Annotated in this window: 10 protein-coding genes and 1 tRNA gene; 6 read left to right on the plus strand and 5 right to left on the minus strand. The window is 67.7% G+C overall.

The window, feature by feature from the left end:
- The first annotated feature begins 99 nt into the window (after positions 1-99).
- Together HUA74_RS30625 and HUA74_RS30630 are read left to right on the plus strand one after the other, a co-directional pair.
- On the plus strand, positions 100-1,719 hold the full coding sequence (locus tag HUA74_RS30625) for an LVIVD repeat-containing protein (RefSeq protein WP_174457380.1): 1,620 nt from the start codon (positions 100-102) through the stop codon (positions 1,717-1,719).
- A gap of 76 nt (positions 1,720-1,795) precedes the next feature.
- Positions 1,796-5,620 carry a DEAD/DEAH box helicase family protein gene (locus HUA74_RS30630; protein WP_174457381.1) on the plus strand — a complete coding sequence of 1,275 codons (3,825 nt, stop codon included), beginning with the start codon at positions 1,796-1,798 and terminating at the stop codon, positions 5,618-5,620.
- A 390-nt stretch (positions 5,621-6,010) separates the two neighbouring features.
- On the opposite strand, the gene HUA74_RS30635 is transcribed toward HUA74_RS30630, so the two are convergent.
- Positions 6,011-6,083 (minus strand) — tRNA-Phe (locus tag HUA74_RS30635).
- Between the two features lie 87 nt (positions 6,084-6,170).
- Positions 6,171-6,965, minus strand: a complete 795-nt coding sequence (locus HUA74_RS30640; RefSeq protein WP_174457382.1) for a sigma-70 family RNA polymerase sigma factor — start codon at positions 6,963-6,965, stop codon at positions 6,171-6,173.
- A 121-nt stretch (positions 6,966-7,086) separates the two neighbouring features.
- Between HUA74_RS30640 and nhaR the strand changes: the two genes are divergently transcribed.
- Positions 7,087-7,986 (plus strand): transcriptional activator NhaR, encoded by a 900-nt coding sequence (nhaR, locus tag HUA74_RS30645; RefSeq protein ID WP_174457497.1) that lies wholly within the window; start codon positions 7,087-7,089, stop codon positions 7,984-7,986.
- Positions 7,987-7,998: 12 nt separating this feature from the next.
- On the opposite strand, the gene HUA74_RS30650 is transcribed toward nhaR, so the two are convergent.
- Positions 7,999-9,588, minus strand: a complete 1,590-nt coding sequence (locus HUA74_RS30650) for an amidohydrolase (protein WP_174457383.1) — start codon at positions 9,586-9,588, stop codon at positions 7,999-8,001.
- Positions 9,589-9,815: 227 nt separating this feature from the next.
- On the minus strand, positions 9,816-10,037 hold the full coding sequence (locus HUA74_RS30655) for a hypothetical protein (protein WP_174457384.1): 222 nt from the start codon (positions 10,035-10,037) through the stop codon (positions 9,816-9,818).
- 220 nt (positions 10,038-10,257) lie between these two features.
- Between HUA74_RS30655 and HUA74_RS30660 the strand changes: the two genes are divergently transcribed.
- From HUA74_RS30660 to HUA74_RS30670, 3 genes are read left to right on the plus strand one after another with little or no spacing between them, the layout of a single operon-like run.
- Complete coding sequence (locus HUA74_RS30660) at positions 10,258-11,568, plus strand: glycosyltransferase (protein WP_141645531.1); 1,311 nt, start codon at positions 10,258-10,260, stop codon at positions 11,566-11,568.
- 52 nt (positions 11,569-11,620) lie between these two features.
- The gene (locus tag HUA74_RS30665) at positions 11,621-12,931 is read left to right on the plus strand and encodes an NfeD family protein (RefSeq protein WP_174457498.1); all 1,311 of its coding nucleotides are present in this window, start codon (positions 11,621-11,623) and stop codon (positions 12,929-12,931) included.
- Positions 12,928-13,773, plus strand: coding sequence for a slipin family protein (locus HUA74_RS30670; RefSeq protein ID WP_141645532.1), 846 nt, complete (start codon positions 12,928-12,930; stop codon positions 13,771-13,773). Before HUA74_RS30665 ends, HUA74_RS30670 begins: the two co-directional genes overlap by 4 nt.
- 9 nt (positions 13,774-13,782) lie before the next feature.
- On the opposite strand, the gene HUA74_RS30675 is transcribed toward HUA74_RS30670, so the two are convergent.
- Entirely contained in the window at positions 13,783-14,268 is a 486-nt protein-coding gene (locus HUA74_RS30675; RefSeq protein WP_174457385.1) for a DUF2721 domain-containing protein, read from the minus strand.
- Positions 14,269-14,322 lie beyond the last annotated feature (54 nt).

Below are 14,322 nucleotides of genomic sequence, written 5' to 3' on the forward strand. Positions count from 1 at the left end.
AAGGGCATTGCCATACAGACCCGAAGGGCAATCCTGCGCTAATCGCTCCCTTCGCGTGCGGCGTCCGTTCCGGACCTCGCCTCCCGATAGGAGCCTCGCATGGCCCTCGGTTCACTGTCCCCCCGTGCGGTTGTCATTGGCTGCGCCTTGCTGTGCTTCGCCTGCTCCGACAAGCCGGGGCCGGCGGAGCCACCGCCTCCTCCCGTGGAACCCTGGGACGGGACGTACACGCCGCTCGTGGAGACGACGGACTGGGTCGACCGGGGCCCCTACGCACCGTGCACCTTCACCGGGGTGCAGGGCTCCATCGTCGACTGCGACTCGCCATCGCTCTTCGACCTGTCGAAGTGTGACACCGCCTCGCTCTCCACCCTCGATGCGCACGGCATCTATGGGGTGGACGTGCGCAACGTCGCGGGCTATCCGGACTTCGTTGGCGTCCGGATTCCGCCGGACGGCGGCACGGGAACGATGGAGGGCCGCCCCCTCACACGTCAGCAGGTGACTGGAAGCTTCCAGTTCTCGTCACGCTACACCCTGCGGAACCTGGTCCGGCAGACCGTCATCGTCGGGTGTGGCGTTCAGCCCTCTGGGATGGTGACGGGCTGTTTCGCCCGCTGCGCCAATGGAAAAGCCTCCTGGGGCACCTTCGAGGCCGCGCGGATGACGTGGGGACGAGGGGAGAGCGAGTCATCGGGCGGCCTGCGCCTCATCTCCGAATCGGATGTCCCCCAGAACGGGCTCCATGTGGACGTCTACGTCGCCCACAAGCACGCCTACGTCGTGTCCACCAGCCTCGAAGCGGGGACAGAGGGTGGGCTCGCGGTGTTCGACGTCAGCGACCCGAGCCACCCCGTCCTCAAGAAGAGCATCACCTTGCCAGGGGACTCGTTCTGGAACGCCGCGTGGACGAAGGACGACACGCTCTACGTGGCCAGCAGGAACTCAGGGGTCATCGTCTTCGACATCTCCAACCCCGCGGACCCCCTCTTCGTGCGCAATGTGCCGGGGGGTGAGCCCATCAACGTCCACACCCTCTTCGTGGATGGCAACAGGCTGTATGCCGTGTCGCCCGGGCCCGCGCCCACCGGGGAGACGCTCGTGTTCGACATCTCGACGCCGCGCGACCCGACGTTGCTCAACCGCATCGTCGTCTCGGACACCACGTCCTATATCCCCTCGGCGCACGACGCATTCGCCTACCAGGACCGGCTCTACATCAACCACTTCAGCTCGGGCTACGTGGTCTTCGACGTGAAGGACCCGATGAGCCCACGCGAGCTGGGCACATACACCTTCCAGACCGAGAACAGCTCGTCCATGAGCCATGCGGGCGCGGTGGGCACCTTCGCGGGGAGGACCATCGCCTTCGAGGGTGGAGAAGGACAGGGAACCCATCTGCGCGTGCTGGACGTCACGGACCCCACGAACATCCCGCTCATCGGCACGTACAAGCTCCGCTTCCACGCCTCCATCCACAACATGATCCTCAAGGACAAGCGGCTCTACATCGCCTACTACCAGGAGGGGCTGCGGGTATTGGACGTCTCCATTCCGACCAACCCGCGCGAAATCGCCTACTTCAACACCTTCCGCGAGTCCGACCCCGACCGAGGTGACTGGAATGTCGAAGGCGCCATGGGCATCCGCGTCCCAGGAGACGGCTACGTGTACGTCGTGGACTCGACCCGCGGCCTGCTCATCTTCAACGAGCTCTGAGTCCTTCCGCGAGGCGATGTCACTCCACACGCCAGGTCCGTCCTGAAGAACCAAGTGGCTGGGATAGGGTGGCGAGGTGTCCTCCCCTTTCCTGCTGATTCCCGAAGCCGAGTGGGTCGCCTCGAACACGCTCGCCTTCGCCATCCGGGATGGCTCTCCCGTCAGTCCCGGGCACACGCTGGTGATTCCCCGCCGCTCCGTGGCCACCTGGTTCGACGCCACGGCCGAGGAGCAGCGGGCCCTCTTCGAGCTGGTGGACGAGGTGAAGCGGGGGCTGGACACGCAGCTGCGACCGGACGGCTACAACCTGGGCATCAACGTGGGCGCGGCGGCCGGGCAGACGGTGTTCCATCTGCATGTACACGTCATCCCGAGGTTCCAGGATGACGTCGCGGACGCGCGAGGGGGCATCCGTCACGTCATCCCGGGCAAGGGCAACTATCTGGCGGCTCAGACAAAGCCACTCGCCACGGGTGGACTGGAGGACCCGTTCCTTTCTCACCTGGAGCCGTTGTTCTCTCGCGCGCTGGACATCGCGGTGCTCGCGGCCTTCGTTCAGGACAGCGGGCTGGAGGTGCTGCGGCAATCCGTGGATGCGGCCCTGGCGCGAGGAGCGCGGGTGCGAATCCTCACGGGCGACTATCTGACCATCACCCAGGCGGAGGCCCTGCGTCGCCTGCTGGACTGGATGGATGAAGACACGGTCCTGAAAGGCGGTGCCCGGGGACACTTCGAGGCGCGCGTGGTGGAAGTGGAGAAGGCGCGTGTGTCGTCCTTCCATCCGAAGTCCTGGCGCTTCAAGGGCCCGGGACTCGCGGTGGCGTACGTGGGCTCGAGCAACATCTCCCGGTCCGCGCTGAAGACAGGCATCGAGTGGAACCTGCGCGTCGAGCAGGACCGGGACCCGAGGGCCTGGAGCGAAGTGGTCGACGCCTTCGAGCTGTGGTGGGAAAGGGCCTCGCCCCTGGAAGCGGATTGGGTCGAGCAGTACGCCCGCCGTGCACGAATCATGGAACGCGTCGTCGCCCCCGTGGAGCAGGAACCCGCGCTCCCGCCACGCCAGCCGCACATCCTCCAACAGGAAGCCCTGCTCGCGTTGAGGACGAGTCGCGGAGAAGGTCGCCGCCGAGCACTCGTGGTGCTCGCGACGGGACTCGGCAAGACGTGGCTCGCCGCGCTGGACGTCGCGGCCTTCGGTGACGAGCGAGCCGAGAAGCCGCGCGTCTTGTTCCTGGCCCATCGTGAGGAGCTGCTCGTCCAGGCCGCGGAGACCTTCCGCCGCCAGTTCCCGTCGCTGCGCTTCGGTTGGTTTGTCGGAGCGAAGTCGTCGCTCGCGGGCGACCTGGTGTTCGCCTCGGTCCAGAAGCTCTCGAATCCCGAAGGACTCCAGGCGCTGCGAGAAGCGGCGGCCTTCGACTACGTCATCGTGGACGAGGTGCACCATGCCGCCGCCGCGAGCTACCGGGCCATCCTCTCGCGTCTCGAACCGGCGTTCCTGCTCGGCCTGACGGCGACGCCCGAGCGAGCGGACGACGGGGATATCCTGGGGCTGTTCGATGACCACCTGGCCTACCGCGCGGACCTTGGCGAAGGCATTCAGCAAGGGTTGCTCGCGCCCTTCGCCTACTTCGGGCTGAAGGACGACGTTCCGTACGAGAACATTCCGTGGCGCAGCCGGAGCTTCGACCCGGAGGCGTTGAGCGAGGCGGTCCAGACGGAAGCACGCATGAAGACGCTGTGGCGCGCCTGGGAGGAGCACGCGGCGAGCAGGACCCTGGTGTTCTGCGTCTCCGTCTCCCACGCGAACTGCGTCCAGCAGTGGCTGAGCAAGCAGGGCGTGCGGGTGGCAGCGGTTTACTCGGGGCCCGGCTCCGCGGACCGGGCGCAGGCCCTGCGAGAACTGGGGAACGGCACGCTGGACGCGGTGTGCTCGGTGGACCTCTTCAATGAAGGGGTGGATGTGCCGAGCATCGACCGCGTGGTCCTGCTCAGACCAACCGAGTCACCCGTGGTCTTCCTTCAGCAACTGGGCCGTGGCTTGCGCAAGCACGACGGCAAGGAGCGCGTCACCGTCATCGACTTCGTGGGCAACCATCGGATGTTCCTCGACCGGGTGCGCACGCTGCTGGCACTGGGCCGGAGTTCCGTCTCGCTGAGGGACTTCCTGGTCCAAGGCAAGCAACCCGAGCTCCCTCCGGGCTGCTCCGTGCAGGTCGCGCTGGAAGCCAAGCAGTTGCTTCAACACTTCCTGGCCCCTGGCGAAACCGATGTCGCGCGCATGTATCGCGAGCTGAGGACCGTGCGCGGCCAGCGTCCGACCATCGGAGAACTCTACCGCTCGGGCTACGCTCCCGCCTCCTTGCTCAAGCGGGATGAGTACGCGGGTTGGTTCCACTTCGTGGAAGCGGAGCGCGACCTGACCGAAGCACAGGCACGCACCCTGAAGCAGGACCCGGGTTGGTTCCGGAACCTCGAGCTCACGCCCATGAGCAAGTGCTTCAAGCTGGTGTTGCTGGAGGCTTTGCTCGAAGCGGAGGCACTGTGGGGAGGACTGTCATTGTCCGAGCTGGCCCACCGGAGTCTGTCCATTCTCCAGCGTTCGCCCGAGCTGCTCCAGGACCTCGATGGCGTCACGACGCTGGATGACCCACGGGAGCCGAGCGCATCGAAGTTCCTCGCGTTCTGGACGGCGAACCCGGTCACCGAGTGGACGCAGGACGGCAGGTGGTTCCGCATCGAGGGAGACAGGCTCGTGCCCCGGTTCACGGTGTCCGAGGACACACGAGCAGCCTTCGAGGAGATGACGCGAGAGCTGGTCGAGTACCGACTGGCGCAATACCGTCGTCGCCGGCTCGTCCAGAGTCAGGCTCCAGGGACAGCCTTCGAGGCCCAGGTCATCACCAACGGGCGCCACCCGATTCTCAAGCTGCCCGAGCGACAGCAGCGTCCGGATCTTCCCAGTGGCCTCACCGACGTCAGGGTTCCGGACGGAGCCCTCTGGCGATTCAACTTCGTGAAGATCGCCGTCAACGTCGCGCGGCCATCCGGGACGGAGGAGAACCAACTTCCGAAGCTCCTGACGCAATGGTTCGGCGAGGCCGCCGGCAAGCGGGGCACGGCATTTCGAGTGCGCTTCACGCCAGGAACAGAGGGTTGGTCGGCCGAGCCCATGAAGGCCGAGGTCATTCCATTCACGCGAGCGGTGCGCTGTGTCGCGTTCCCCACCCTGCGCGCCGCGGCGGGGGCCGCGAGCCATGTACTTGCGCTGGAGCAGGCACCCGAGGCGGAACATGTCCGGCTTCCCATCCAGGCACAGGGTGACGGGCTGTTCGCGGTGAGGGCCACTGGCGACTCCATGAACGGAGGAGAGCGGCCCATCCGGAACGGCGACTGGCTGGTGATGCGCTACGCGCGCGACCTCTCACTCCAGGCGATGGAAGGCAGGGTGGCGCTCATCCAGGTCCCCGACGCCGCGGGGTATGCCTATCAAGTGAAGAGGCTCGCGAAGGACGAAGGCCGTTGGGTCCTGCGGTCCGACAATCCAAGCTACGCCACGTCACAGGCAGCCGAGGGCCTGATGCCCATCGCCCTGCTGGTGGAGGTCGTGACACCCGAAAGCGTGGGCCCTACGCCAGGAGCACAACTCACGGACGAGCAGCTCATGGGCCGATTTGGATTGAGCGCCGTCCCAAAGACAGGACGACACGAAGGCCACCTGCTCCTCATCGCCACGGGAGAAGACGAATTCGAGGCGCTCGGCGTCATGGCGTCGCGAATCGCGGACCGTAGACCTGGAGAGACCGCATTCGTCTTCAGCCGAGAGGCACCTCTGGCCCCCTGGCTGTACCGGGGAAGCGCGCAGTGGGATGAACAGACAAACCGATGGACGCTCGACATATGAACGGCTCCATCGACAGATAGCGTCTTGGATTGGAGCCCCATTGAGAGCACCCTTCCAGATGCCTCTCAACCCAAGGAGCCCCAGATGATGCTGAAGCTCGTTTCGGGAGTCGGCCTGAGTCTCGCACTCGCAGTGGGAATGGTCGTCCGCTCGGCTCCACCCGCGAATCCACCGGTCGAGTCCGAGGCGTTGATCGGCTGCTGCACGGGCGATGGCTTGCCCTGCCTCAACACGCCCCAATGTGTGGCCCGTGAGGCTGGCGTCTGCGGCGCGCCCTGTAACTAGGACGTCGGCACGCACACCCTGGGGGCCCTGTCAGCGTGGGCCCTCCAGGCCAAAAAGAAAGGGCCCTGAACCGAAGTCCAGGGCCCCAAACTTTTCAACTCTGTGTGCCCAGGGGCGGAATCGAACCACCGACACGGGGATTTTCAGTCCCCTGCTCTACCGACTGAGCTACCTGGGCGTACGGGTCACCGCGAGAGGCCGCGCTCTCATATCGAGCCCTTCCCAGGGCCGTCAAGCACCCTTTTCCCGGCGCCCCTTCCCTTCGTCATGCGGCACGAGGCATCGCCTCCGCGTCCCAGGTCGTCAGACTCGCGGTGAGCCTCTTCTTCAGCTTCGCCCTCAGCCCCTGCTCGATCTGCCGGATGCGCACCGCCGTCACCCCGAAGCGCCGGGCCAGCAGCTCCGCGCTCGCCGCCTCCTCCGCCAACATCCTCTCCTCCACCAGCGCCCGCTCCCGCGCGTCCAGCTCCGGCCAGGCCTCCTCCACGCTCGCCCGCAGCCTCGCCGCCCACTGCGCCCGGTCCACCACCTCCTCCTGCGACTCACCCTCCCCCTCCAACACCTCCAGCCGCGTCACCTCCCCGTCCGGCGTCACCGGCGCGTCCAGCGACACGTCTCGCGCCAACGACTCGGTCGCACGGGCCACGTCCTCCTCCTTCTTCCCCAGCGCGTCCGCCAGCCGGCGCACCACCTCCGGGTGCCCCTCCCCCCACCGGGCCTCCAGCCGCGCCCGCTCCCGCCGAAGCTGGAACACCACCCACGGCGCCCGCCCGCCCGCCATGCTCCAGTTGCGGCCCACGTACGCCCGGATGCGCGCCCGAATCCACTGGCTCGCGTACGCCCCGAACGGAATCCCCCGCTCCTCGAACCGACCCGCCGCCTCCATCAACCCCACGTTGCCCTCCGCCACCAGCTCGTCCAGCGGCAACCCGGTCCAGCGGTACTTCCACGCCAGCCGCTCCACCAGCACCAGGTGCTCTCGCACCCGCGCCTCCACCGCCTCGTCGACCACGACAAGCTCAGGCGACTCACAGGACACGCTCACGTTGATGGCTTCCATGGACCTCCTCCGGTCTCTTCGGGGCGATGAACTCGCCCCCGAATGCACGTAGAGATAAGCCAGGACCATTCTTAAGAAAATTAGGTAGTTTGAACGCAACCCATAGGTTATCTCTATGGGTATGAGTTGGCTCAACTACCACCATCTCCTGTATTTCTGGACGGTTGCGCGGGCGGGCAGCATCGCCAAGGCGGGCGAAGAACTGCACCTCGCTCAACCCACCATCAGCAGCCAGCTCAAGCTGCTGGAGGAGTCGCTGGGCCACAAGCTCTTCGAGCGACAGGGCCGCAAGCTGGTCCTCACGGACGTGGGGCGCACCGTCATGCGCTACGCCGATGAAATCTTCCGCCTGGGCAACGAGCTGAAGAACGTGGTCGCTGGCCTGCCCCCCGGCCAACAACTCCGCCTCAACGTGGGCATCCTCGACGTCATTCCCAAGCTCGTGGCCGAGCAGCTCCTCAAGCCCGCGCTCGACGCAGGCCCGTCGCTGCGCATCATCTGTCGCGAAGGACCCCTGCCCCAGCTGCTCGCCTCGCTCGCCCTGCACGAACTGGACGTGGTGCTCGCCGACGCGCCCAGCTCCGAGCCCGTCAGCGTCCGCTCCTTCAACCACCTGCTCGGCAAGTGTGGCGTGTCCTTCTTCGCCGCAGACAGTCTGCGGCATCTCAAGAAGGACTTCCCCCGCTCCCTCGACGGCGCGCCCATGCTGCTGCCCTCGGACGAGTCCTCCGTGCGCCGCTCGCTGGACCTCTGGTTCGAGCGCCAGGGACTGCGCCCCCTCATCGCCGGTGACTTCGATGACAGCGCGCTGCTCCAGGCCTTTGGACAGAGCGGCCACGGCGTCTTCGCCATGCCCTCCGTCATCGAGGCGCAGATGGAGCGCGAGTACAACTGCTCCGTCATCGGCCGCACCGACGAAATCGAGACCTGCTTCTACGCCATCACCGTCGAGCGCCGCCTGCGCCACCCCGCCGTCGTCGCCATCGCCGAGGCGGCGCGCTCTCAAATCTTCAGCGTGTGAGCCCTCCGGCGCTCAAGGCGAGGCGCGGTACACCTCCACGCCCGCCACCACCGTCGCCAGCACCTGCGCATCCACCAGCGCCTTCGCGGGCCCCTCCACGGGGTCCACCGACAGCGCCACGAAGTCCGCGTCCTGTCCTGGCGCCAGCCCGCCGCGCCTGGCCTCCTCGAAGGAGGCCCACGCCGGCCCCCGCGTGAAGCCCTCCAGCGCCTCGTACCCCGACAGCGCCTCCTCCGGCAGCCAGCCGCCCTCCGGTCTTCCCGTGGCGTCCTGTCGCGTGCGGGCCGCGTACAGCCCCGCCAGGACGTCCGGGTTCTCGATGGGAAAGTCGCTGCCCAGCGCGAGGTTCGCCCCCGCTTCCTTCAGGCTGCGCCACGCATAGGAACCCCGGAGCCGCTCGCGGCCCAGCCTCGCTTCCGCCCACGGCATGTCGCTGGTGGCATGGGTGGGCTGCACGCTCGCCACCAGGCCCGCCGCGCCCAGGCGGGTGATGTCCTCGCGCCGAAGAATCTGCGCGTGCTCCACGCGGTGCCTCAACGCCTTCGTGCCTGTCTCCTCCGACACGCGCGTGAGCACATCCACCACCAAGGTATTGGCACGGTCTCCAATGGCGTGGATGCAGACCTGGAAACCCTTCGCCATGAAGGCACGCGCCCGCGACTCGAGTTCCTCGGGCGACATCAACAACAGGCCGCGCTGCCCGGGCTCGTCACAGTAGTCCTCGTGAAGCGCCGCGCCCCGGCTGCCCAGCGCACCATCCGCCAGGAACTTCACCGCCCGCATCTTCAGCATCCGCCCCTGCCAGGGGCCCTGCTCCAGATAGGTGTGCCGCTCGTCCCCCTGGCCCGCGGCCATCGCGTAGATGCGCAGCTGGAGCGTGCCCTCCGCGTCCCACTGTTGAAGCAGGCGGAAGGCATCCAGGTCCATGCCGGCGTCGTGGACTCCCGTCAGTCCTACTTGTGCACAGCGCTCCAGCGCCGCGCGGAGCCGCGTCTCGAGCTGCGCCTTCGTGGGCGGCGGCATCGCCGCGGCCACCACGTCCATGGCGTTGTCCACCAGCACGCCCGTGGGCTCGCCCCTCGCATCCTTCAGGATGCGGCCACCCTCGGGGTCCTGCGTGTCGCGGGAGATGCCTGCCCTGCGCAGCGCCTCGCCGTTCACCCAGGCCGCGTGGTGGTCCACTCGCGTGAGGAACACGGGCGTCGTGGGGAAATGGGCATCCAGCTCGGCCCTCCCCGGAAAGGCACCACCGGGCCACTCGTTCTGGTCCCAGCCTCTTCCCAGAAGCCAGTCGCCCTGGAAGCTGGACTCGGGCGCTTGTGACAACCGACGCACCGCCTCCTCCACGGACGGCGACTTCTCCAGTCGCACCGTCGTCAGACTGCGACCCAGGCCGTGCAGATGCGCGTGAGCATCCACCAGTCCTGGCACCACCGTGGCGGCTCCCAGGTCCACCTCTCGCGCACCGGGCGCCGTCGCTCTCACTTCGTCGCGAGTGCCCACCGCCACCACGCGCCCGTCACGCACCGCCAGGGCTCGCGCCAGCGGACGCTCCGTGTCCAGCGTCCAGATTCGCTCTGCCAGATAGACCGTGGTCTGCACCGTGCGCCTCCGCCTGTCCCGGCGGATTCAGCCTCCACGCGGGTCCGAGCGAACTGTGCGCGAGCCGAGCGGCGGTGTCACGAGGACCGTCGGGTGGTGTGTCACGACCTCGCGGACCAGGAGAGGAGCACCCTCCTGGCTCGCGACTCGCCGCGGCGGAAGTCCGTCGCGTGACGCCTCTCTACTCCGGCTGCGGCTGCGTCTCCGGTCCGTCGCGTGACGCCGCGCTACTCCGGCTGCGGCTGCGTCTCCGTCGTGCCCGCGTCGGGCTGGGCGGGCATGGGCGTGGCGGGCCCGGGCGGTTCGTCCGGTACGGTCTGCACGGGCTCCCTCACCTGGTCAGGGCCCTGAAGCGGCTCCTGCTCTTCCGCCCCAGGGGGCTGGGTGGTCTTGCAAGCCAGCGGTACGGCGGCCAGGCACAGGGCGGCGATGAGGACGACACGGCGCATGACTCCTCCCCTTCGAGTCTTGGCACGACTTGGGCGGCCCACGCCGCACGAGGAAAGGTGCTGCCTGTGGCGCGCGCTCACCACCCGGTGAGCAGCCCGACAGGCTGGCGCCCACTTCTGATGCCGGCTACCGGACATGCACGCGGCACCTCGGGAAGACCCCGTCGGGCATGAGCACCGTTGGCTCGGGAGTGTCGTCTCACTCCGGGAGCCTCAAGCCATGTTGGATGTCGTGGATGTCGGCAAGCGCTCACTCGCCACCTATCGCGGTGTCGCTCCCGACGCGCAGCTCGACGCCCTCTCCCACTGCGCCGAACGACTGCGCGGCGCTCGCTGTCTGCACCTCAGCGCCACGCCCTATGGGGGAGGCGTCTCCGAAATCCTCCGCTCGCTGGTCCCCCTCTACAACGACCTGGGCATCGTGACCGACTGGAAGCTCATCCACGGCGACGAGGCCTTCTTCCAGGTCACCAAACGCATCCACAACGGGCTCCAGGGCGCTCCAGGCGAACTCACCGAGTCCGAGAAGGCCATCTATCTGGCCAACTCCCAGCTCAACGCCCGCCGACTCATCTCCGACTCCGAGGACTACGACTTCATCTTCGTCCACGACCCGCAGCCCGCGGCGCTCGCGGCCCTCAGCGGCAATCGCGACGCGCGTTGGATATGGCGCTGCCATATCGACACGTCTCGACCCAACCCCAGCTTCTGGGAGCTGCTGTCGCCCTACCTGCTCGACTACGACGCCGCCATCTTCACCCTGCCGGAGTTCATTCCTCCCGCGCTCCCCATCCGGAACGTGCGCGTCCACGCGCCAGCCATCGACCCGCTCAGCCCCAAGAACCATCCCCTTCCCGAGCCCCTCGCGCGCGACGTGCTCGAGTGGATTGGCATCCGCACCCACCGGCCCCTCGTCACGCAGGTCAGTCGCTTCGACCGCTGGAAGGACCCGCTGGGCGTCGTCCGCGCCTACCAGCGCGTGCGTCCACATGTCCCCGACCTGCAGCTCGCGCTGGTCGGCTCGCTCGCCCTGGATGACCCCGAGGGCTGGGAGGTCTACGAGGAGCTCCGCGCGGCCACCCGGCACGATGGACTCATCCACGTCCTCACCAACCTGGTCGGCGTGGGCAACATCGAGGTCAACGCACTCCAGGCGCGCTCGGAGGTCGTCGTCCAGAAGTCCCTGCGCGAAGGCTTCGGGCTCGTCGTCTCCGAAGCGCTCTGGAAGGGCACTCCCGTCGTCGGCGGTCGCACGGGCGGCATTCCGCTGCAGCTTCCCGAGGGCACGGGCGGAGTCCTCGTGGACACAGAGGAGGAGTGCGCCGAGGCCCTGCTCCACCTGCTGCGCCAGCCCGACGAGGCCCACCTTCTGGGTGAACGCGGGCGAGAGCACGTGCGCCAGCACTTCCTCATGCCACGGCTGCTGCTGGACCACCTGCGGCTGCTTGACGCCATGTCCTCCGCACGGCCCCTTCCCGCGCGAGACATCGTCCCGTCTCATCCTTCCCCCCTTTCTCTTCAGGGGGTGTGACTTGCGCTCACGCCACGTCCAGTTCGGGAAGACCGGAGCCGCGTTGCTCTTGATGGTGATGGCCCTGGGCCTGCTCGCGGCGACACCTCCAGCGAGCCCCACGCCGGGCTCCTCCACCGTGGCCTCCTGTGAACTGGAAGGCGTGGTGGACACCGGCTCGGGCGCCTATCTGTCCGACTGCGTGCGGCGCGCGGAGGCTGGTGGACACTCGGCGCTGCTGGTTCGACTGGATACGCCGGGCGGCTCGCTGGAGGCGACTCGCGCCATCGTCCGGGCGTTCCTTGGATCCTCCGTGCCGGTGCTCGTCTGGGTGGGGCCCTCCGGCGCGCATGCGGGCAGCGCGGGCGTCTTCATCACCCTGGCTTCCACGCTTGCGGCCATGGCTCCCGGCACCAACATCGGCGCCGCGCATCCTGTCGCGGGAATCACCGGGCAGGACCCGGAGGCGACCGGCGGTGCTCAGATGGCTCGGAAGGTGGAGAACGACACCGTCGCGTTCGCGGAGAGCATCGCTCGGCAGCGAGGCCGCAATGCCTCGTGGGCCGCCTCCGCCGTGCGCGACAGCGTCTCCATCAGCGCGAACGCCGCCGTCGAACAGCGCGTGGTGGAGCACCTCGCTCCCAGTGAGGCGGAGTTCCTCGCGTGGGCGGATGGACGCTCGGTGCAGGTGGCGGGGGGAGACACGGTGCGGCTGTCCACTCGCGACGCCCGACTCGTGGAGCTGACCCCGAGCCTTTCACAGCGCGCGGTCCATGCGCTCGCGCATCCCGCGATTGTCTATCTGCTGTTCCTCATGGCCGCGCTGGGACTGGTCGTCGAGCTGGCACACCCGGGTGGTATCGCCCCCGGACTCATCGGCGTGGTCGCGCTGGTGCTCGCGCTGGTGGCATCGTCCGCGCTGCCCGTGAGCACGGGGGCCTTGCTCCTCTTGCTGCTCGGCGCGGCGCTCATCATCGCGGAGCTGTTCGTCACCAGTGGACTGCTCGGCGCCACGGGCGTGGTGTTGCTGGGCCTGGGAGGACTGTTCCTGGTGGACCGAGTGGACCCGGACTGGTTCGTGGACCGCTCCTTCGGGGTGTCGTGGGCGTGGCTGATTCCCACCACGTTGGTCCTCGCGGGCGCGGCGGCCTATGTCGCGTGGAGGAGCGCGCAGACGCGGCGACTGCCCCAGCGCGGCGGAGACGTGGGACTCGTGGGCGAGGAGGGCACCACGCTGGCCCCCGTCACTCCCGAGAGCGGTGAAGTGTTCGTCCATGGTGAGCGCTGGCGCGCCACCTCTCCCTCACCCATCCAGCGCGGCGCACACGTGGTGGTGCGGCGCGTGGAAGGGCTCACCCTCTTCGTCGACGAGGTGAAGACATGACCGACCTGTTCGGACTGCTCGGGTTCCTCATTCCGCTGGGCGTGCTCTTCCTGTTGTTCATGTCCGGAGTGCGCATCGTCAACGAGTACCAGAACGGCGTGGTGTTCCGGCTCGGCCGCTTCGTGGGGTTGAAGCGCGCGGGCTTTCGCTGGCTCATCCCCTTCGTGGAGCGCATGGTCATCATCGACCTGCGCACCGTGACTCGCGATGTGCCTCCACAGGACGTCATCACCCGCGACAACGTCAGCGTGAAGGTCAACGCCGTCGTCTACTTCCGCGTCATCCATGCGGACAAGGCCGTGCTCCAGGTGGAGGATTATCTCTATGCCACCAGCCAGCTCGCGCAGACGACGCTGCGCGCGATTCTGGGTCAGGTGGAGCTGGACCAACTCCTCAGCGAGCGCGAGCGCATCAACCACGAAATCCAGCAGGTGCTCGACGCGCGCACGGACCCGTGGGGCATCAAGGTCTCCAACGTGGAGGTGAAGCACATCGACCTGCCCCCGGAGATGCAGCGGGCCATCGCTCGACAGGCCGAGGCCGAGCGCGAGCGTCGCGCGAAAATCATCGCCGCCGAGGGTGAACACCAGGCCGCCGAGAAGCTCGCCATGGCGGCGGACGTGCTCAGCCGCAACCCCGCCACGCTTCAACTGCGATATCTGCAGACGCTGGTGGAGATCACCACGGGCGGCAATCACACCATCCTCCCCATCCCGCTCGACATCCTGCGCGCCGTTGGCGCCGCGGCGGCTCGCAGCGGCTTCGGCTCGGGCGAGGACGACAGGCGCCACTCCAACAGTCATGGCGACGAGGACGGACCTCCCGTGGGCGGCCTCACCTGACGCGGACCTCTACAGGCGCGGTGGCGGGCGGGTGATTCCGAAGAGTTCCTCCCGCTCCAGCTTGATGGCCAGGCGGCTCAGCCGCAGCGAGGCCAACGCGAGCACCGCCACCGCTCCCAGCAACAACACGCCGATGGCGAAGGACAACACCGGCAGCGACTCCGGGATGTCGAGCTGACGCTTCGTCAGATACAGCAACGACGTCACCACGAACGCCAACAGCGCCGTGTACGTGAGCGCGATGGCCCTCGCGAGTATCGCGTGCCGCCGGTCCAGGATGACCACCTCCTGCCGCAACAAATCCCGCCGCGAGTTCCCCTCCGGCAACTGCCGCGCCTCCCTCAACATCTCCCGCATCCGCGTCGTCATCCGCGCAATCTGATTGTCCAACCCCGTCGCCACGATGCCGCACGCCGACACCATCACCGCCGGCGTCACCGCCGTCCCAATCAGCCGTATCGACGAGAGGTCCAACCCATCCGACACACCGTTCATCCCCCCTCTGTTCCACCCCTCCCTACCCCCATGCAACCCACCCCTCGGCCCCCT

Origin of the sequence: Myxococcus sp. CA051A (assembly GCF_013336705.1) — a bacterium.
Classification (GTDB): domain Bacteria; phylum Myxococcota; class Myxococcia; order Myxococcales; family Myxococcaceae; genus Myxococcus; species Myxococcus llanfairpwllgwyngyllgogerychwyrndrobwllllantysiliogogogochensis.

What these genes read in the sequence shown, in the direction of transcription:
- HUA74_RS30625 (WP_174457380.1), top strand. Translation starts at nt 100, where the DNA reads ATGGCCCTCGGTTCACTGTCCCCCCGTGCGGTTGTCATTGGCTGCGCC.
- HUA74_RS30640 (WP_174457382.1), bottom strand. Translation starts at nt 6,965, where the DNA reads ATGGAAGCCATCAACGTGAGCGTGTCCTGTGAGTCGCCTGAGCTTGTC.
- nhaR (WP_174457497.1), top strand. Translation starts at nt 7,087, where the DNA reads ATGAGTTGGCTCAACTACCACCATCTCCTGTATTTCTGGACGGTTGCG.
- HUA74_RS30655 (WP_174457384.1), bottom strand. Translation starts at nt 10,037, where the DNA reads ATGCGCCGTGTCGTCCTCATCGCCGCCCTGTGCCTGGCCGCCGTACCG.
- HUA74_RS30660 (WP_141645531.1), top strand. Translation starts at nt 10,258, where the DNA reads ATGTTGGATGTCGTGGATGTCGGCAAGCGCTCACTCGCCACCTATCGC.
- HUA74_RS30665 (WP_174457498.1), top strand. Translation starts at nt 11,621, where the DNA reads ATGGTGATGGCCCTGGGCCTGCTCGCGGCGACACCTCCAGCGAGCCCC.
- HUA74_RS30670 (WP_141645532.1), top strand. Translation starts at nt 12,928, where the DNA reads ATGACCGACCTGTTCGGACTGCTCGGGTTCCTCATTCCGCTGGGCGTG.
- HUA74_RS30675 (WP_174457385.1), bottom strand. Translation starts at nt 14,268, where the DNA reads ATGAACGGTGTGTCGGATGGGTTGGACCTCTCGTCGATACGGCTGATT.